This window comes from Pseudomonas sp. Irchel 3A7 (assembly GCF_900187565.1).
Taxonomy (GTDB): Bacteria; Pseudomonadota; Gammaproteobacteria; order Pseudomonadales; family Pseudomonadaceae; genus Aquipseudomonas.
In genome coordinates this window covers 145,982-163,179 of the sequence record NZ_FYED01000017.1, presented here as the reverse complement: position 1 = coordinate 163,179, position 17,198 = coordinate 145,982, and the positions used below count along the sequence as shown (strand labels likewise).

Annotated in this window: 17 protein-coding genes; 12 read left to right on the top strand and 5 right to left on the bottom strand. The window is 60.5% G+C overall.

Annotated elements, in window-relative coordinates:
* Positions 1–51: 51 nt before the first annotated feature.
* From CKW21_RS25760 to CKW21_RS25745, 4 genes are all read left to right on the top strand, one after another.
* The gene (locus CKW21_RS25760; protein WP_095196686.1) at positions 52–1,497 is read left to right on the top strand and encodes an APC family permease; all 1,446 of its coding nucleotides are present in this window, start codon (positions 52–54) and stop codon (positions 1,495–1,497) included.
* A 28-nt stretch (positions 1,498–1,525) separates the two neighbouring features.
* Positions 1,526–2,908 (top strand): aspartate aminotransferase family protein, encoded by a 1,383-nt coding sequence (locus tag CKW21_RS25755; RefSeq protein ID WP_095196685.1) that lies wholly within the window; start codon positions 1,526–1,528, stop codon positions 2,906–2,908.
* Positions 2,909–3,218: 310 nt separating this feature from the next.
* Positions 3,219–4,484, top strand: coding sequence for an NAD(P)/FAD-dependent oxidoreductase (locus CKW21_RS25750; RefSeq protein WP_095196684.1), 1,266 nt, complete (start codon positions 3,219–3,221; stop codon positions 4,482–4,484).
* Between the two features lie 37 nt (positions 4,485–4,521).
* Complete coding sequence (locus CKW21_RS25745) at positions 4,522–4,947, top strand: RidA family protein (RefSeq protein ID WP_095196683.1); 426 nt, start codon at positions 4,522–4,524, stop codon at positions 4,945–4,947.
* A 129-nt stretch (positions 4,948–5,076) separates the two neighbouring features.
* Here the strand turns inward: CKW21_RS25745 and CKW21_RS25740 are convergent, their stop codons facing one another.
* Entirely contained in the window at positions 5,077–6,156 is a 1,080-nt protein-coding gene (locus CKW21_RS25740) for an endonuclease/exonuclease/phosphatase family protein (protein ID WP_095196682.1), read from the bottom strand.
* A 66-nt stretch (positions 6,157–6,222) separates the two neighbouring features.
* On the bottom strand, positions 6,223–6,897 hold the full coding sequence (locus CKW21_RS25735) for a YciC family protein (protein ID WP_095196681.1): 675 nt from the start codon (positions 6,895–6,897) through the stop codon (positions 6,223–6,225).
* A 178-nt stretch (positions 6,898–7,075) separates the two neighbouring features.
* On the opposite strand from CKW21_RS25735, the gene CKW21_RS25730 reads away from it, so the two are divergent.
* The 3 genes from CKW21_RS25730 to CKW21_RS25720 all read left to right on the top strand — a co-directional run bounded on the left by CKW21_RS25730 (position 7,076) and on the right by CKW21_RS25720 (position 9,237).
* Positions 7,076–7,846: a DUF2076 domain-containing protein gene (locus CKW21_RS25730; RefSeq protein WP_095196680.1), complete on the top strand. Its 771-nt coding sequence runs from the start codon at positions 7,076–7,078 to the stop codon at positions 7,844–7,846.
* A gap of 277 nt (positions 7,847–8,123) precedes the next feature.
* Positions 8,124–8,603 carry an NYN domain-containing protein gene (locus CKW21_RS25725; RefSeq protein ID WP_095196679.1) on the top strand — a complete coding sequence of 160 codons (480 nt, stop codon included), beginning with the start codon at positions 8,124–8,126 and terminating at the stop codon, positions 8,601–8,603.
* 22 nt (positions 8,604–8,625) lie between these two features.
* The gene (locus CKW21_RS25720; RefSeq protein ID WP_095196678.1) at positions 8,626–9,237 is read left to right on the top strand and encodes a PolC-type DNA polymerase III; all 612 of its coding nucleotides are present in this window, start codon (positions 8,626–8,628) and stop codon (positions 9,235–9,237) included.
* A gap of 120 nt (positions 9,238–9,357) precedes the next feature.
* Here the strand turns inward: CKW21_RS25720 and CKW21_RS25715 are convergent, their stop codons facing one another.
* Positions 9,358–9,816 carry an Lrp/AsnC family transcriptional regulator gene (locus tag CKW21_RS25715; protein ID WP_095196677.1) on the bottom strand — a complete coding sequence of 153 codons (459 nt, stop codon included), beginning with the start codon at positions 9,814–9,816 and terminating at the stop codon, positions 9,358–9,360.
* A gap of 166 nt (positions 9,817–9,982) precedes the next feature.
* Between CKW21_RS25715 and yedA the strand changes: the two genes are divergently transcribed.
* Together yedA and CKW21_RS25705 are read left to right on the top strand one after the other, a co-directional pair.
* Positions 9,983–10,924, top strand: a complete 942-nt coding sequence (gene yedA, locus CKW21_RS25710) for a drug/metabolite exporter YedA (RefSeq protein WP_095196676.1) — start codon at positions 9,983–9,985, stop codon at positions 10,922–10,924.
* A 66-nt stretch (positions 10,925–10,990) separates the two neighbouring features.
* Complete coding sequence (locus CKW21_RS25705; RefSeq protein WP_095196675.1) at positions 10,991–12,328, top strand: DEAD/DEAH box helicase; 1,338 nt, start codon at positions 10,991–10,993, stop codon at positions 12,326–12,328.
* 136 nt (positions 12,329–12,464) lie between these two features.
* Here CKW21_RS25705 and CKW21_RS25700 read toward each other — a convergent pair whose 3' ends face one another.
* Positions 12,465–13,706, bottom strand: coding sequence for a TIGR03862 family flavoprotein (locus CKW21_RS25700; protein WP_095196674.1), 1,242 nt, complete (start codon positions 13,704–13,706; stop codon positions 12,465–12,467).
* Positions 13,707–13,985: 279 nt separating this feature from the next.
* Positions 13,986–14,906: a histone deacetylase gene (locus CKW21_RS25695; protein WP_095196673.1), complete on the bottom strand. Its 921-nt coding sequence runs from the start codon at positions 14,904–14,906 to the stop codon at positions 13,986–13,988.
* 79 nt (positions 14,907–14,985) lie between these two features.
* Here CKW21_RS25695 and CKW21_RS25690 point away from each other — a divergent pair, with 79 nt between their 5' ends.
* From CKW21_RS25690 to CKW21_RS25680, 3 genes are all read left to right on the top strand, one after another.
* Positions 14,986–15,555, top strand: coding sequence for a GNAT family N-acetyltransferase (locus CKW21_RS25690; protein WP_095196672.1), 570 nt, complete (start codon positions 14,986–14,988; stop codon positions 15,553–15,555).
* 106 nt (positions 15,556–15,661) lie between these two features.
* Positions 15,662–16,531 carry an acyl-CoA thioesterase II gene (gene tesB, locus CKW21_RS25685; protein ID WP_095196671.1) on the top strand — a complete coding sequence of 290 codons (870 nt, stop codon included), beginning with the start codon at positions 15,662–15,664 and terminating at the stop codon, positions 16,529–16,531.
* Positions 16,528–17,121, top strand: coding sequence for an HAD family hydrolase (locus tag CKW21_RS25680; protein ID WP_095196670.1), 594 nt, complete (start codon positions 16,528–16,530; stop codon positions 17,119–17,121). The genes tesB and CKW21_RS25680 overlap by 4 nt, the downstream gene beginning before the upstream one ends.
* Positions 17,122–17,198 lie beyond the last annotated feature (77 nt).

The window sequence follows — 17,198 nt, the reverse complement described above, 5'->3', positions numbered from 1 at the left end:
CCCTGCCTCCCGCGTGGAGGCGATCAACAACAAAAACACGGGGAGATTGTCATGAGTTCAAACACATCCGCCGCCATCCTTGGCAATTCCGGCGGATTGCGTCGTGTCCTGGGGCTGGGCTCCTTGCTGGCTGTTGCGATAGGCGTCGTGGTGTCCCAGGGCGTCATGGTGCTGATGCTGCAAGGTGCGGGCATCGCCGGTTTCGGTTTCATCATTCCGCTGGCCATCGCCTATGTGCTTGCGCTGACCTATGCCTGGTCGTTTTCCGAGCTGGCCTTGATGATTCCCAGGGCGGGCAGCCTCAGCAGTTACACGGAAGTGGCGATCGGGCATTTTCCGGCGATCCTGGCGACTTTTTCGGGCTACATGGTGGTTGCCATGTTTGCGCTCTCCGCCGAACTGCTCCTGCTGGACCTGGTGATCAGCAAGGTTTACCCCGGTGTCCTTCCGCACATGCTGGTGGCCTATGGCGTGCTGGGGCTGTTCACTGTGCTGAACCTGTTCGGCATCGATGTGTTCGCCAAGCTACAGAACGTCCTGGCGCTGGTCATGGTCGTGGTCCTCGTCGCCATGGGGCTTGCGTCATTGAGTAACGGCCAGGCCGATTTCCAGCTGCCGCTCGATCAGGGCTGGAACCCGCTGGAGTTCGGCGCCATCACCCTGGCTGCCATGGCCGTCTGGGGATTTGTCGGGGCCGAGTTTGTCTGCCCGCTGGTGGAAGAGACGCGCAACCCCGAGCGCAACATTCCACGCGCCATGACCATCGGTTTGACCGTGATCTTCGGCGTGATCGCTCTGTATTGCCTGGGTGCATTGCTGTGTATCCCGCGTGAACAGCTGGCCAGCGATGCGCTGCCGCACTATCTGCTCGCAACCACCGTTTTCGGTGAGGCAGGCAAGCTATTTCTGGTCATTGCCGCCATCACCGCGACTTGTAGTACGGTGAATTCGTCCCTGGCCGCCTTGCCGCGCATGCTCTACGGCATGGCGCAAAACGGCCAGGCCTTCCCGCAGTTCAAACAACTCACAAAGCGCGGCCGTACACCTTGGGTGGCAGTGCTGTTCGTCGCGGCGATCACCGGTCTGCCGATCCTGATCCTGGGACACGACTCTGCGGCGATCAGCCTGCTGCTGTTGGCTGCCGCGCTTGCCTGGCTGCTGGCCTACATCATTGTTCACATCGATGTGATCGCCTTGCGCCGGCGCTATCCCCATCTGGCACGTCCATTCCGTTCACCGTTTTATCCATGGCCACAAGTCATCGGCATCGTCGGCATGCTGTTCGCTATCTATCACGTCTCTCCGGCACCGGAGATGACCGCGCGCATTTTTGGTTGTGCGGGTGTGGTGCTGGGCGTGATATCGGTGATTGCCGTGCTATGGGTCAAATTCGTGATGCGCAAGCCGCTGTTTACCCCGGAACCCCTCATTCAACACACATCGCAGGGCAACGATGCGCCTGGTGTGGCACCGCTCACTACGGTGTCCGGGAACTGAACCTTTATTCAATTGAGGAGAACAAGAGATGACAACAGACTACAAACCCCAGCGTGAAACCAGGGACTATCAAGCGAGCGACGCCGCACACCACATTCACGCATTCCTTGATCAGAAAGCGCTGAATGCCGAAGGCCCTCGCGTCATCGTCGGTGGTGAGCGTCTGCATCTGTGGGACAACGACGGCAATCGCTACCTCGATGGCATGTCGGGCTTGTGGTGCACCAACCTCGGTTATGGACGCAAGGATCTGGCCGCCGCGGCGACTCGCCAGCTGGAGCAGTTGCCGTACTACAACATGTTCTTCCACACCACTCACCCGGCGGTGGTCGAGTTGTCGGAACTGCTGTTCAGCCTGCTGCCCAAGCACTACAGCCACGCGATCTACACCAACTCCGGTTCCGAAGCCAACGAGGTGCTGATTCGTACGGTGCGCCGTTACTGGCAGATTCTCGGCAAGCCGCAGAAGAAGGTCATGATCGGGCGCTGGAACGGTTATCACGGCTCCACCCTGGGCGCCAGCGCGCTGGGCGGCATGAAGTTCATGCACGAAATGGGCGGGGTGATTCCCGATGTCGCGCACATCGATGAACCCTACTGGTTCGCCCATGAGGGTGATCTGACCCCGGCGGAGTTCGGCCTGCGTGCAGCCCGGCAACTGGAAACGAAGATTCTCGAACTGGGCGCCGAGAACGTCGCTGCCTTTATCGCCGAACCCTTCCAGGGCGCTGGCGGCATGATTTTCCCGCCGGAAAGCTACTGGCCGGAAATCCAGCGCATCTGCCGCCAGTACGACGTTCTGCTGTGTGCTGACGAGGTGATCGGTGGCTTCGGGCGTACCGGTGAGTGGTTTGCCCACCAACACTTCGATTTCGAGCCGGACACCCTGTCCATCGCCAAGGGCCTGACCTCGGGCTACATCCCCATGGGTGGCCTGATTCTGAGCCGACGCATGGCCGAAGTGCTGGTGGAGCAGGGCGGTGTGTTTGCCCACGGCCTGACTTACTCCGGTCACCCGGTGGCGGCCGCAGTGGCTATCGCCAACCTCACGGCATTGCGCGATGAGGGGGTTGTCACCCAGGTGAAGAACGACACCGGCCCGTATCTGCAGCAGTGCCTGCGCGAAGTATTCGGCCACCACCCGTTGGTGGGGGAGATCCAGGGTGTCGGGTTGGTGGCGGCGTTGCAGTTTGCGCAAGACAAGGCGACGCGCAAGCGCTTTGCCAACGAAGGTGACATCGCCTGGCGCTGCCGCACGATCGGTTTTGAAGAGGGCGTGATCATCCGTTCGACGCTGGGCCGCATGATCATGGCGCCGGCACTGATCGCGACGCGCGGTGAAATCGACGAACTTATCGCCAAGACCAAAATTGCTGTTGATAGAACGGCCCAAGAAATCGGCGTGCTTTAAACAAATAACTTTGGGAGCGAGCCTGCTCGCGAATGCGGTTGATCATTCAACATTGATGTCGACTGATGCACTGCTTTCGCGAGCAGGCTCGCTCCCACAGGTTTGCGTTAATAACTATTAAATAGAACAAGTAAAGAGCTGGGTCGTTAGTTAGTTTTTTACTGGGCAACAACGACAAAAATCATATTTTCGCTGTTTGCATTAACCGAACACAATAAAAGTACGCCGCAAGAGCGGAACTCAATCAATAACAAACGGCTGATCTGTCGCGGCTTGGCGCGCCATAGTCGCCTCACTGAAGGGCACAGGCATGACTGTTAATAAAATCGAAGTAGATACGCTTGTTGTCGGGGCCGGCCAGGCTGGCGTCGCCATGAGTGAGCACTTGAGCAAGCTCGGTGTTCCGCACCTCGTTCTGGAGCGTAATCGCATTGCTGAGGCGTGGCGTACCGGGCGTTGGGATTCGCTGGTTGCCAACGGTCCTGTCTGGCATGACCGCTTCCCCGGGTTGGCGTTCGAAGACCTTGAGCCCGATGCCTTTGCTTCAAAAGATCGCGTTGCCGCCTATTTCGAAGCTTATGCCGAGAAGTTCGAAGCGCCGATCCGTACCGGTATCGAAGTCAAAAAAGTGGTGCGCAACGCCGATCGCCCCGGCTTCACCATCGAAACGTCCGAAGGCGTGATCGAGGCTAATCGCGTGGTGGCGGCGACTGGTCCTTTCCAGCGTCCGGTCATTCCACCGATTGCCCCGAAAGACGAGCGGATCACGCAAATTCATTCGGCCCAGTATTTCAATCCGCAGCAATTGCCGGAGGGTGGGGTTCTGGTGGTGGGAGCAGGCTCTTCCGGGGTACAGATCGCTGATGAGCTACAGCGTGCCGGTAAACAGGTCTACCTGTCCGTCGGCCAGCATGACCGTCCGCCTCGCGCCTATCGCAACCGTGACTTCTGCTGGTGGCTGGGGGTTCTGGGGCTCTGGGATGCCGAGGTCATGCAGCCAGGCCGTGAGCACGTGACCATTGCGGTCAGCGGTGCGCGTGGCGGGCAGACTGTCGATTTCCGTGCGCTCGCCAGGCAGGGCGTCACGCTGGTGGGGCTGACCCAATCCTTCAACGACGGCGTGGTGACGTTCCAGCAGGATCTGGCGCGAAACGTCGCTGCCGGAGACGAGAACTACCTGTCGCTGCTGGATGCGGCGGATGCCTACGTAGCGCGCAATGGCCTTGATCTGCCGGAAGAACCCGAAGCCCGCTTCATGCTGCCCGACCCGGATTGCATCACCCATCCGATCCTTGAGCTGGATTTGGCCGAGGCGGGAGTCACCTCGATCATTTGGGCCACCGGCTACGCCGTCGATTACAGCTGGCTGCAGGTCGACACGTTCGATGCTAAGGGCAAGCCACGTCATCAGCGCGGTGTCTCGAGTGAGCCAGGTGTTTATTTCGTGGGGCTGCCGTGGCTGTCCCGTCGCGGCTCGAGCTTTATCTGGGGCGTTTGGCACGACGCCAAACATGTCGCCGGCCACATTGCGACCCAGCGCCAATACCTGGAATACCGGGATCCGTCGCAGCGTTAAGAATCGATCATCAATCAAGCTTCAGGGGAGCCAGCAGATGCCTACTCATACTCGAATTCGCATGTTCAATACCAAAGACACCTATCCCAACCAGTCTCTGGACAATGATCTTTGCCAAGCCGTAAGGGCGGGCAACACGGTGTATGTCAGGGGCCAGATCGGTACCGATTTCGAAGGCAACCTGGTGGGGCTTGGCGATCCGGGTGCCCAGGCCGAACAGGCGATGAAGAACGTCAAGCAACTGCTGGAAGAGGCTGGCAGCGATCTTTCCCATATCGTCAAAACCACGACCTACATCATTGACCCGCGTTACCGCGAGCCGGTCTATCAAGTCGTGGGCAAGTGGCTGAAAGGTGTTTTCCCGATCTCGACGGGGCTGGTGATTTCCGGGCTTGGGCAACCTCAGTGGTTGATGGAAATCGACGTGATTGCTGTCATCCCGGATGATTGGCAGGCGAACTGAAGGCGTGACCCCTGTGGGAGCGAGCCTGCTCGCGAATGCGGTTGATCATTCAACATTGATACCGACTGACATACCGCTTTCGCGAGCAGGCTCGCTCCCACAGGTTATGCATTCGCCTGGAAACATGGATCAAGGGGTGGCGGGGAGCAAGAACCGCGCAATGACCGGCAAATGATCGGAAATACGCAACGTATCGTCCTGCCGGACCATCGCCTCGACACGTTTGATGCGGGGGCTGTAAAACAGGTAATCAACGGTGCGGTCCGGGCCGTTCAGTCCCGGGTCGTTGGGGTAGTGGGTCAGCCAGCGGGCGCGGTCGATGCCGCTGGCTTCATTGTTGGTGGGGATCATCGGGTATTTGTCCCACAGGGCGTGCAAGGCGCTGTCGGCGGTGTAGGGCGTGCGTTGCTCACTGGGCAGGCGCTGGTATTGCCCCAGCGGCAACAGATTGAAATCGCCGCCGATCAGCCAGGGCGTACCGCGGCTTTCGAACTTGTCGAGGACTTTGGCCACGGCGGAAATCTGCGTTTGCAGTGTCTCGTCCGGTTGCGTCACGCGGTCCAGGTGGGTGTTGAGCACGGCCAGTTGACCGCCGTCGCTCAACGGCAGGTAGGCGACCAGCAAGGCGTTTTTCGGTTGAAACTGGCGGTTGATCAGATTGCTCGGGGCGACCGGTAATTGCAGGCGCTGGGCATGATCGATCTGATAACGGCTCAAGGTCGCCAGTTGCCGGCCAACGCTGCCGAAGATATGGGGATCGGGAACGAAGTCAGCCTTCCAGTCGAAGGCGTGGACGCTGCAGGGATACAGATCGGCGACCCGTTCCAGCAGCAGTTTGAGCTGGTTCTGGTAATCGCTGGCCTTGGCGCCGTCATCCAGTTCCTGCAACAGCACCACGTCCGGTTGTTCGTCGCGAATCACCCGTGCCACTTCATCAAGGCTGAAGGCCATGTCTTCGGGGGTAGGGGCATCGTCGGCGCCGGCTGCCAGGTCATTCCAGAATACGTAACGCTTTCCCGACAGGTACTGGACGTTCCAGGTCATCACCTTCAGCGCCTGGCCGGGCGCCAGGGACGGTGCCCGGGTACTGCAACTGACCGGCAGCACTTCCCTGGCTTCGGGGCGCCAGGTCAGGCTGTAGATCATCACGCCGGCCAGACCGATGACCATCAGCAATCCCAGCAAGGTGTAGCGCAGTAGTCGGGTCATGGCTCGGCTTTTAGCGTTACGGAAATTGACCCCGAGCATACCCGACTGACGGTCGGTCGCCCAAGGTCAGAGTGGCCCGTCGATTTTTTCCGGCACTTCGCTGATCAGCATGAACAGACGGAAGATGACCACGCTGGTGAACAGTTGCAGGAAGCTGTGGGCGCTGTCGATCAGCAGCGAGATCACCGGGTTCTGCGGCTCGGGATAGACCGCCAGCGTCGCACCCTTGAGCAGCCACAACGGTGCCATCACGCACAGAATGCACACCAGGATGCGCATGAAGTGGCCGCGGGTCAGGCGCAGGCTTTCCTTCATCGCCGCCAGTGGCGCCAGGCCACGCAAGACCAGCAGGTACTCACCGAACGCCAGGGTCACCATCAGCCAGATGCCCGGCAGGAAGTACAGCGACAAGCCCAGCAGAATCAGCAGGGTGTTGAGGGCGGTCAGCAGGGCGAATCGCGGCCACAGGTAGGCGGATCGCGACAGCAGTTCGCGGTTGCCTGGCGATTCGCCACGGCTGCGGGCATCGAGAAACAGGATCAATGCGGCGGTGTACAGCGGATAAACCAGCAGGCCGACCATCACACTGATGCCGGGGAAACTGTCCGGCTCGGTGGAGCGGTCGACCACTTGTTGCAACAGGGCTTCGACGATCACCAGCGGCAGGCACAGCCGCACGATCTGGCCCAGATTGCGTTTGAAGAAATACAGGGAGTCACGCAGTACATCGAACGGATTCATCAGTCGGTATCGCAGGTTGAAAGCAGTGGCTCACTTTAACCGATGAAGTGGAGGAGGGCGCAAACGTAAACGTTCGGTAAAGGTCATTGAAACAACTTGTTTCAGTCTCCATTAAGGTCGGGCACCTTATCCTGAGTGGGAAAGGGCAACGATTTCCCCGGCAATCTACGAGGTCGCCATGAACAACGAAGAACAAACCCTGATCGATGGACTGTTTTCCCGGCTGCAACAGGCCGAAGCGGACTCAGCCCCGCGCGATGCCCAGGCCGAGGCGCGGATCAAGGAACACCTGACTCGCCAGCCCGCGGCAGGTTATGTCATGACCCAGGCGATCCTGGTGCAAGAGGCGGCGATCAAAAGCCTCGATGAACAGAACCGACAACTGACCGCGCAAATTCAGCAATTGCAGGCTGACCTGCAACAGGCGAAGGCGCAGACAGCGACTCCGGCGCCGAGCAGCGGAGGTTTTCTGTCGAGCATTTTCGGCAGTGGCACCCGTGATCCACAGCCTGCGCCAAACCGAAGTGCGCCAGTGTCGAACGGTGGCGGCTGGCAAGAGCCGGGGCGGTCCTCATTCAATTCGCAGCCGCCGCAGCAGAATTTCGGTGCCTCGCCGCAACAGAACTACGCGCCACAACAACAGATGCCTGCAGCAGGCAGCAGCTTCCTCGGCGGCGCGCTGAAAACCGCGGCCGGGGTGGCGGGTGGCGTGATGCTGGCACAAGGCATCAGCAGCCTGTTCCATCACAATCAGCAACCGCAGGAAGTCGTCGAAGTCATCAAGGACGAGCCGGCCCAGGTCAACGACCAAAGTAACAATGGCTGGGGCGACGATCAGCGCATGGCCGGTAACGATTCCTACGGCAATGATCAGGGCGGTTTTACCGACGCCGACTACAGCGATGACAATTCATCGTTCTTTGGTGGCGACGACGATTCCTTCGTCTGATTCCGCGAACCCGTGGCGAGGGAGCTTGTCGGATCGCCGCACCGTTCCGTTGGGCTGCGCAGCAGCCCCCTTCTTTCGAAGCAGAGAGCGGGGCCGCTTCGCGACCCAACGCGAGCAAGCTCGCTCGCCACAGGTTGTCATCTCGCAGGGCTGCCATTCGTCCGAGGTTGCCAGGTGCCTACGGCCGATTTTTCGCGGAACCCTCCTTCGGACTGGCATACTGGGCGACTTTCGGGCCAGGGGCCTGATCCTGTCTGCGCACCAAGGGGATGTTGCGGTGAAGAAAATCGCTGTGTTCGCCGATGTCCAGAACCTCTATTACACCGTGCGTCAGGCCTACGGTTGCCACTTCAACTATGCCGCGCTGTGGGCTGAAATCAGCAAGCAGGGGCAGATCGTCGAGGCCTATGCCTACGCCATCGATCGTGGCGACAGCAAACAGCAGCAGTTCCAGCAGATCCTGCGCAACCTCGGCTTCACCGTGAAGCTCAAGCCCTACATCCAGCGCAGCGATGGCTCGGCCAAGGGCGACTGGGACGTGGGTATCACCCTGGACATCATGGATGCGGCGGACCATGTCGACGAAGTGGTATTGGCCTCCGGCGACGGAGATTTCGACATGCTGCTGGAACGCATCATCAGCAAGCACGGCATTCAGGCGGTAGCCTATGGCGTGCCGGGCCTGACCGCCAACTCGCTGATCCGCGCCGCCAGCCGCTACGTGCCGATCGAAGGCGCCTTGCTGCTCAAGAATTGATTTTTACGGAGTTGAAACAGGTTTGGAACGCATTGCAGTCATCGACTTTGAAACCACCGGGATCTCCCCGAGCAGCAACTGCCGGGCCACGGAAATCGCCGTGGTGATCCTTGAACAGGGGCGCATCGTCGAGCGTTACCAGAGCCTGATGAACGCAGGTGTACGCGTCCCGGCATTCATCGAGCAACTCACCGGCATCAGTAACGCCATGCTGCGCACTGCGCCCTCGGCGGAGCAGGTGATGAACGAGGTCAACGAATTCGTCGGCACCACGCCTTTGCTGGCGCACAACGCCGCGTTCGACCAGAAGTTCTGGGACTTCGAGCTGGGGCGGATCAAACGCACCCGCCTGCAGAACTTCGCCTGTTCGCTGCTACTGGCCCGTCGCCTGATGCCCGCCGCACCGAACCACAAACTCGGCACCCTTACGACCTTCGCCAACCTGCCCCACACCGGCAAGGCCCACCGGGCAATGGCCGATGCGGAAATGGCCGCCAACCTGACGGCGCACCTGGCTGAAGAGTTGCGCCAGAAGCATGGCCTTCGCGAGCTGTCCCATGATCTGCTGTGCAAGTTGCAGAAAGTGCCGGCGGCGAAGGTGGGCGAACATCTCAAGCGTTATCGCGGGTTCTGACCGTAGGTTCCTTGTGGGAGCGAGCCTGCTCGCGAAAGAAATTGATCATTCAACATTGATGTCGACTGACACTCCGCTTTCGCGAGCAGGCTCGCTCCCACAGGGGATCACCTGCAAACATCAAATCGCCTTGCCATTCCCTTCCAGTTGCCCCAACGGCACGCGCTTTTCTATCGCGCTCGACAACACAATCGACGTCTTGCTGAACCCGAATTGGGCAACCCGGTTAATCAACTCTTCCAGCTCCGGCATCGAGCCCACCGCCGCTTGCATGATCACGCACGGGTCGCCGGTCACCCGGTGGCATTCGGTGAGTTGTGGGATTTGGATCAGGTCGTCATAGGCTTTCTGGTTGCCGTGCTGGTTCAGGCGCAGTTCGATGACGCACCGGATCGGCAGGCCGACCTTGGACATATCGACTTTCGCCTGGTAACCGGTGATGACGCCGCTGGCTTCGAGTTTGGCCACGCGCTCGGCCACGGCGGGGGCCGACAGGTTGACCTTGCGCGCCAGGTCGGCGTAGGACGCGCGACCGTTTTCCAGCAGGGCGCTGAGGAGCATGCGGTCGTACTTATCCATCGTGCTGACTCCTGAAAAATGACGGACTTTCGAAAGCACGGTTTATAGCCTTGAACTCCGTGTTTTGAAAAGTGTACTGGCGCTTTAAACAGGTTTTGTAACTTATTTTCCAGCGCCAGCCTTTCTAGAATAGCCGTTCACCTGTTCTGCCTGTGAGCTGCCCATCATGTCCGGCCTACGTCGCTTTCCCTTACCGTTGATCGCTGCCTTTTTCGCCTTGTACGTGATTTGGGGCTCGACTTATCTGGTGATCCGTATCGGTGTGGAGTACTGGCCGCCCTTGTTGCTCGCGGGCATCCGCTTCGTCATCGCCGGCACCTTGATGTATGCCTTCCTGCGCTGGCGCGGGGCGCCGGCGCCGACTTGGGCGCAATGGAAAGCCGCCGGGATCATCGGGGTATTGCTGCTGGCATGCGGCAACGGCGCGGTCAGCGTGGCCGAGCACACCGGCGTCGCTTCCGGCGTGGCCGCGCTGGCGGTGGCGACGGTGCCGCTGTTTACCTTGCTCTGTGGCTATTTCTGGGGCGCGCGCAATACCCGTCTCGAATGGGCTGGCGTCGCGCTGGGAATGATCGGCATCGTCATGCTCAACCTGGGCTCCAACCTGCAATCGAGCCCGTTGGGCGCCGCCTTGCTGATTTTTGCCGCGGCCACCTGGGCCTTCGGCTCGGTGTGGAGCAAACACTTGCCGTTGCCTGAGGGTGCAATGGCCAGTGCCGTGGAAATGTTGGTGGGTGGCGTGGTGTTGCTGATCGGTAGTGCGGTCAGCGGCGAGCATCTGGAAAAGATGCCGCCGATCGAAGGCTGGGCCGCGCTGGCGTACCTGACCGTGTTCGGTTCGATCATCGCCTTCAACGCTTACATGTACCTGTTGAAACACGTACGTCCGGCGGCGGCCACCAGTTATGCCTACGTCAACCCTGCCGTGGCGGTGTTGCTGGGGATCGTGTTTGTCGGTGAGACGATCGGTATCGAGGAAGCACTGGCGATGCTGGTGATCATCAGCGCGGTGGTGCTGATTGGCCTGCCGCAGTGGCGAAGGACACCACATCAGCCTGTGGCGAAGGTCGTGCCGACGGTGGTGCCGACAGAATCCCGTGTGAATTAGGGTAAACTGCGCGCCATTGCACTCTTGTTTTGCACAACTCGCGCTGAATTTTCCTACGGTACTTCCATGACTTTCGCCACCCTTGGCCTGATCGACCCCTTGTTGCGCTCTCTTGAGAAGCTCGGCTACCAGACTCCGACGCCGGTTCAGGCGCAAGCCATTCCGGCGGTGCTGGCCGGTCGCGACCTGATGGCCGCGGCCCAGACCGGCACCGGCAAGACCGCCGGTTTCGCCTTGCCACTCCTGCAATTGCTGGCCATGGAAGGGCCGAAAGTCAGCGCCAACTCGGTTCGCGCGCTGATCCTGGTGCCGACCCGCGAACTGGCCGAGCAGGTTCACGAAGCCGTGCGCCAGTACGCCGAGAACCTGCCATTGCGCACCTATGCGGTGTACGGCGGCGTCAGCATCAACCCGCAAATGATGAAGCTGCGCAGTGGCGTCGATCTGTTGGTCGCCACGCCGGGCCGATTGCTCGACCTGTTCCGCCAGAACGCGCTGAAGTTCAACCAGTTGCAAACCCTGGTACTGGACGAAGCCGACCGCATGCTCGATCTGGGTTTTTCCGAAGAACTGGCGAACATCTACAAGGCGCTGCCGAAGAAACGTCAGACCCTGTTGTTCTCCGCGACCTTCTCCGACGACATTCGCCTGTTGGCCGGGCAAATGCTCAACGATCCGCTGAGCATCGAAGTCAGCCCACGCAACGTGGCGGCCAACACCGTCAAGCAGTGGGTGGTGACGGTGGACAAGAAGCGCAAGCCGGAGCTGTTTGTGCACTTGATGCGCAAGGGCAAGTGGAAGCAGGTGCTGGTGTTCGCCAAGACCCGCAACGGCGTGGACGCGCTGGTGGAAAAACTCCAGGGCCTGGGCATCAATGCCGACGGCATCCACGGCGACAAACCCCAGGCGACTCGTCAGAGTGCGCTGGACCGCTTCAAACTCAGCGAAGTACAGATCCTGGTCGCCACCGACGTTGCGGCCCGTGGCCTGGATATCGAAGACTTGCCGCTGGTGGTCAATTTCGACTTGCCGATCGTGGCCGAGGACTACATTCACCGGATCGGCCGTACCGGTCGTGCGGGATCCACCGGCGAGGCGATTTCTCTGGTGTGTGCCGATGAAGTGAATCTGCTGTCGGCTATCGAGATGCTGACCCGTCAGACCTTGAAGCGTCAGAACGAGCCGGACTTCGAGCCCGAGCACCGCGTGCCGGATACCGATGCCAGTGGTCAGGTGATCAAGAAGCCGAAAAAACCGAAGAAGCCAAAGGCTTCCGGTGGTGGCGGTAAACGCAATCTGGGCAAGTGGGTGGATAGCGGTGAGGCTTCGCCACCGGAGCCGTCGGTCAAGCCTGTGCGGAAAGTGCCGGTGTTCAATACCGGGCCGCGCAAGCGCAAGCCTTGATAATCTGCGGCGTCTGTTAGGCCGCTTTCGCGAGCAGGCTCGCTCCCACAGTGGACCTTCGGTGAACACACAATTTGTGAGCACCAAAGATTAAAATGTGGGAGCGAGCCTGCTCGCGAAGGGCGCGCCGCGGTCTTCAGCCTTTGCGCTGCAACCACTCGACAATTCCCAACCCCGCCGCCCGCCCACTGGCGAAACACGCGGTCAGCAGATAGCCCCCCGTCGGCGCTTCCCAATCGAGCATTTCCCCTGCGCAGAACACGCCGGGCAATGGCTTGAGCATCAAGCGTTCATCCATCGATTCGAACATCACGCCGCCAGCACTGCTGATCGCTTCGTCCAATGGACGGGTTTTCACCAGGGTCAGAGGCAATGCCTTGATCGCAATGGCCAGTAACGTCATGTCTGCAAAGGTTTCGGCAGATGTCAGCTCTCGCAATAGGGCGGCCTTCACGCCGTCGATTCCGAGTTGACTGTGCAGATGCTTGGCCATCGAGCGTGAGCCGCGCGGTTTGCTGAGCGCGGCCTGGACTTTATCCACAGGCCGGCCCGGCAACAGATCGATATGGAGGGTCGCGCAGCCGTGCAGGTTTATGGCTTCGCGAATCGGTGCCGACAGGGCGTAAATCAGACTGCCTTCTATGCCGGTGGCGGTGATCACACATTCACCCAATCGTGGAGTGTCGTCGTTCAAACCGATGGCGATGTTTTTCAACGGTGCGCCGGCGAATTTGCTGACCATCAATTCGCTCCAGGCCTGCACCTCGAAGCCGCAATTACTCGGTTGCAACGGCGCCAGTCCTACGCCGCGCTGCTCCAGTGGCAGCATCCACGCACCATCCGAGCCCAGGCGTGCCCAACTGCCGCCACCGAGGGCGAGCAGGGTGGCGTCTGTTTGAACGGTTTTCTCGCCATCGGGGCTGTCGATACGCAAGGCGCCGAGTTCATCCCAACCCAGCCAACGGTGACGGGTGTGGATAACTACACCGCTGTCGCGCAGGCGCTTGAGCCAGGCGCGCAGCAGTGGCGCGGCTTTCATGTCGGTTGGAAACACCCGGCCGGAGCTGCCGACAAAGGTCTCGATGCCCAGATCATGAATCCACTGACATAGCGCATCGACCCCGAAACCCCGCAGCAACGGCGCAATCTGGGGGGCACGTTCGGCGTAGCGCGAGAGGAACGCCGGGTAGGCTTCGGAGTGAGTGATATTCATGCCGCCGACACCGGCCAGGAGGAATTTGCGCCCCACCGAAGGCATGCCGTCGTACAGGTCGACCTTGATCCCGGCCTGGCTCAACACTTCAGCCGCCATCAGACCGGCGGGGCCGCCGCCGATGATGGCGACGTGAGGAGGGGAGGCGGTCGATGGCTGAGTCATGATGAAAGCTGCGGTGTGGCGGAATAGCCGCGCATTCTAGCAGTACACGATCTCTGTGGAAGCGGGCTTGCCCGCGATAGCGGACTGTCAGGCCACAAAGATGTTGAATGTGTCGACCTCATCGCGGGCAAGCCCGGCCCACAGGAATGTATTGAGTCGGGAGGGCTGGTCAAAAAACAACCATCGCCCTGTAGCCCATGGTCACTATGGGCTGTAGTCCCTTTCGCTCAGGTTATCCACAGGCAGCTCCACAGGCATTGTGGGTAAAGCATCCACAACTCAATGACAACCTGATGACTGCCAGACCCGCTCCGCGCTGTGATGGAGAATGCCGTGGCGGCGGGCCAGAGCCTTGCGGTCCTTGCTGTAGCCGCCGCCGATCACTCCGACCACCGGAATATCCCGGCCCAGGCAATGGCGCATCACGCTTTCATCGCGGGCGGCGACGCCTTGGTCGGTCAGTTTCAGGTAGCCCAGCGCGTCATCTTTGTGCACATCGACTCCGGCGTCGTACAGCACCAGATCCGGTTGGTAGAGCGGCAGCAGATAGTTGAGTGCATCGTCGACGACCTTGAGGTAATCGGCATCGCCCATGCCATTGGGCAACGGGATGTCCCAGTCACTTTCGGCCTTGCGTGCAGGAAAGTTCTTCTCGCAATGCAGGGAAACGGTCACTGCTTCCGGGGTGTTGTGCAGGATGCGCGCGGTGCCGTCGCCCTGGTGGACATCGCAATCGAAGATCAATACCCGGTTCACCCGGCCACTTTCCAGCAGGAAGTGGCTGATCACCGCCAAGTCATTGAAGATGCAAAAACCTGCCGGGTGGTCGTAGTGCGCGTGGTGTGTACCGCCCGCCAGATGACAGGCCAGGCCATGCTGCAGCGCCTGCTCGGCCGCCAGCAAGGAGCCGCCGACCGCCCGCACCGTGCGCCGGGCCAGGGCTTCGCTCCAGGGCAGGCCCAGGCGCCGTTGATCCTCGCGGGAAAGTTCGCCACCCATGTAGCGCTCGATATACGAAGGGTCATGGGCGAGGGCGAGAATCTCCGACGGGCACAGTTCCGGACGCAGCAGGTCGGCGTCGCAGGTCAGGCCGCTGTCTACCAGGTGATCGCGCAGCAGGCGAAACTTGTCCATGGGAAAGCGATGATCCGCCGGGAACTCGGGACTGTAGTCTTCGTGATAGATCAGCGGCAGGGGCATAGTGATTTCATATAGGAATGAGTGAAGGATCCTACCAGCGTTGTAGACTTGCGACATCCAGAGGGAGGGCGGAGGGACGATGGAGCCGATACTGAAGCTCGAGAGTGCGCGACTGTTGATGCGCCAGTGGCGCGACGAGGATCTGCCGGAGTTTGCGGCGATGTGTGCCGATCCACAGGTCATGCGTTATTTTCCGGCGCCCTTGAGTCGCCTGGAAAGCGCTTCATTGATTGGGCGGATCAGAGGTCATTTCGCCGAGCACGGCTTCGGCCTCTGGGCGCTGGAGCGCAAGGACACGGGGCAGTTCATCGGTTTTACCGGGCTTGGCGTGGTCGGGTTCGACGCGCCTTTCACCCCGGCCATCGAGATCGGCTGGCGCCTGGCACGGCAACACTGGGGCCTCGGCTATGCCAGCGAAGCGGCATGGACCGCTCTGCGTTGTGGCTTTGACCGATTGCCGCTGAGCGAAATCGTCTCGTTCACCGCTGACAACAATCTGCCTTCGCAGAAGGTCATGCAGGCCATCGGCATGCACCATGACCCTGCCGATGACTTCGAGCATCCGAAGCTCGCCGTCGATCATCCGCTGCGTCATCACGTGTTGTATCGCATCAGCCGTGAACAATGGCTGCAAACCTTGCATGGATAACCTGGCACGGACGTTTACAATGGCCCTCATGTTGGCACGGGCCAGAAACTGAATCGACCGACGCAGCCAAGACTGCGCGGCATTGCGTTGTGTGAGGAGAGTCTGAATGAGCCAAGTGTTGGATGATCTGGTGGACCTGCTGACCCTGGAGCCGATCGAAGAAAACCTGTTCCGTGGCCGCAGCCAGGACCTGGGCTTTCGTCAGTTGTTCGGCGGTCAGGTGCTCGGCCAGTCGTTGTCGGCGGCCAGTCAGACCGTTGAACAAACGCGCCACGTGCATTCGATGCACGGTTACTTCCTGCGTCCGGGCGATGCCGGGTTGCCGGTGGTGTATCAGGTTGATCGGGTCCGCGACGGCGGCAGTTTCAGCACGCGCCGGGTGACGGCGATCCAGAAGGGGCATCCGATCTTCACCTGCAGCGCCTCGTTCCAGTACGACGAAGAGGGTTTCCAGCACCAGAGCGAGATGCCGCAAGTGGTCGGGCCGGAAAACCTGCCATCGGAGCTTGAGCTTACGCAGCAGCGCGCGCACCTGATCCCGGAAAAAATGCGCGAAAAGCTGCTGTGCCCCAAGCCGATCGAATTTCGGCCAATCACCGAGAAAGATCCCTACAACCCGCAACCCTCGGATCCGATCAAGTACGTCTGGTTTCGTGCCGACGGTGCCTTGGCCGACTCTCCGGCGCTGCACAAATATTTACTGGCCTACGCCTCGGATTTCGGACTGTTGACCACCTCGATGCAGCCCCATGGCAAATCGGTCTGGCACAAGGACATGCAGGTCGCCAGCCTCGATCACGCGCTGTGGTTCCATGCCGATCTGCGTGCCGATGACTGGTTGCTGTACGCCATGGACAGTCCGTGGGCCGGCAACTCCCGCGGGTTCTCCCGCGGCAGCGTGTTCAACCGTGCCGGGCAACTGGTGGCTTCGGTCACCCAGGAAGGCCTGATTCGCCATCGCAAGGATTGGGCATGAGCCTGGCCGACGTGCGTCATTGGGTGTTCGACATGGACGGCACCCTGACGGTGGCCGTGCATGACTTCGCGGCGATTCGCGTGGCCCTGGCGATCCCGGCGGATCACGACATCCTGACTCATCTCGCGGCGTTACCAGCCGATGAAGCCGCAGCCAAGCACGCGTGGCTTCTGGAACACGAGCGGGATCTGGCGCTGGGCTCGAAGCCGGCGCCGGGTGCCGTGGAGCTGGTGCGTGAGCTGGCCGGACGTGGCTATCGACTGGGTATCCTCACGCGCAATGCCCGTGAGCTGGCGCATGTCACCCTGGAGGCCATCGGCCTGGCCGACTGCTTCGCCGTGGAGGATGTACTCGGTCGCGATGAAGCACCGCCAAAACCGCATCCCGGTGGTTTGCTGAAACTGGCCGAGGCCTGGAATGTGTCGACCAGCGAGATGGTGATGGTCGGCGATTACCGCTTCGATCTGGATTGCGGGCGTGCGGCGGGCACGCGGACGGTGTTGGTGAATTTGCCGGATAATCCGTGGCCGGAATTGACGGATTGGCATGCGGCGGATTGTGGGGCGTTGCGGGCAATGCTTTCGGCTTGAGGGCCTCATCGCGGGCAAGCCTGCTCCCACAGGGATCTCGGCTGTTCACAAATGATGTGTTCAACACACAAATCCTG

What these genes read in the sequence shown, in the direction of transcription:
- CKW21_RS25760 (WP_095196686.1), top strand. Translation starts at nt 52, where the DNA reads ATGAGTTCAAACACATCCGCCGCCATCCTTGGCAATTCCGGCGGATTG.
- CKW21_RS25755 (WP_095196685.1), top strand. Translation starts at nt 1,526, where the DNA reads ATGACAACAGACTACAAACCCCAGCGTGAAACCAGGGACTATCAAGCG.
- CKW21_RS25750 (WP_095196684.1), top strand. Translation starts at nt 3,219, where the DNA reads ATGACTGTTAATAAAATCGAAGTAGATACGCTTGTTGTCGGGGCCGGC.
- CKW21_RS25745 (WP_095196683.1), top strand. Translation starts at nt 4,522, where the DNA reads ATGCCTACTCATACTCGAATTCGCATGTTCAATACCAAAGACACCTAT.
- CKW21_RS25740 (WP_095196682.1), bottom strand. Translation starts at nt 6,156, where the DNA reads ATGACCCGACTACTGCGCTACACCTTGCTGGGATTGCTGATGGTCATC.
- CKW21_RS25735 (WP_095196681.1), bottom strand. Translation starts at nt 6,897, where the DNA reads ATGAATCCGTTCGATGTACTGCGTGACTCCCTGTATTTCTTCAAACGC.
- CKW21_RS25730 (WP_095196680.1), top strand. Translation starts at nt 7,076, where the DNA reads ATGAACAACGAAGAACAAACCCTGATCGATGGACTGTTTTCCCGGCTG.
- CKW21_RS25715 (WP_095196677.1), bottom strand. Translation starts at nt 9,816, where the DNA reads ATGGATAAGTACGACCGCATGCTCCTCAGCGCCCTGCTGGAAAACGGT.
- yedA (WP_095196676.1), top strand. Translation starts at nt 9,983, where the DNA reads ATGTCCGGCCTACGTCGCTTTCCCTTACCGTTGATCGCTGCCTTTTTC.
- CKW21_RS25705 (WP_095196675.1), top strand. Translation starts at nt 10,991, where the DNA reads ATGACTTTCGCCACCCTTGGCCTGATCGACCCCTTGTTGCGCTCTCTT.
- CKW21_RS25700 (WP_095196674.1), bottom strand. Translation starts at nt 13,706, where the DNA reads ATGACTCAGCCATCGACCGCCTCCCCTCCTCACGTCGCCATCATCGGC.
- CKW21_RS25695 (WP_095196673.1), bottom strand. Translation starts at nt 14,906, where the DNA reads ATGCCCCTGCCGCTGATCTATCACGAAGACTACAGTCCCGAGTTCCCG.
- CKW21_RS25690 (WP_095196672.1), top strand. Translation starts at nt 14,986, where the DNA reads ATGGAGCCGATACTGAAGCTCGAGAGTGCGCGACTGTTGATGCGCCAG.
- tesB (WP_095196671.1), top strand. Translation starts at nt 15,662, where the DNA reads ATGAGCCAAGTGTTGGATGATCTGGTGGACCTGCTGACCCTGGAGCCG.
- CKW21_RS25680 (WP_095196670.1), top strand. Translation starts at nt 16,528, where the DNA reads ATGAGCCTGGCCGACGTGCGTCATTGGGTGTTCGACATGGACGGCACC.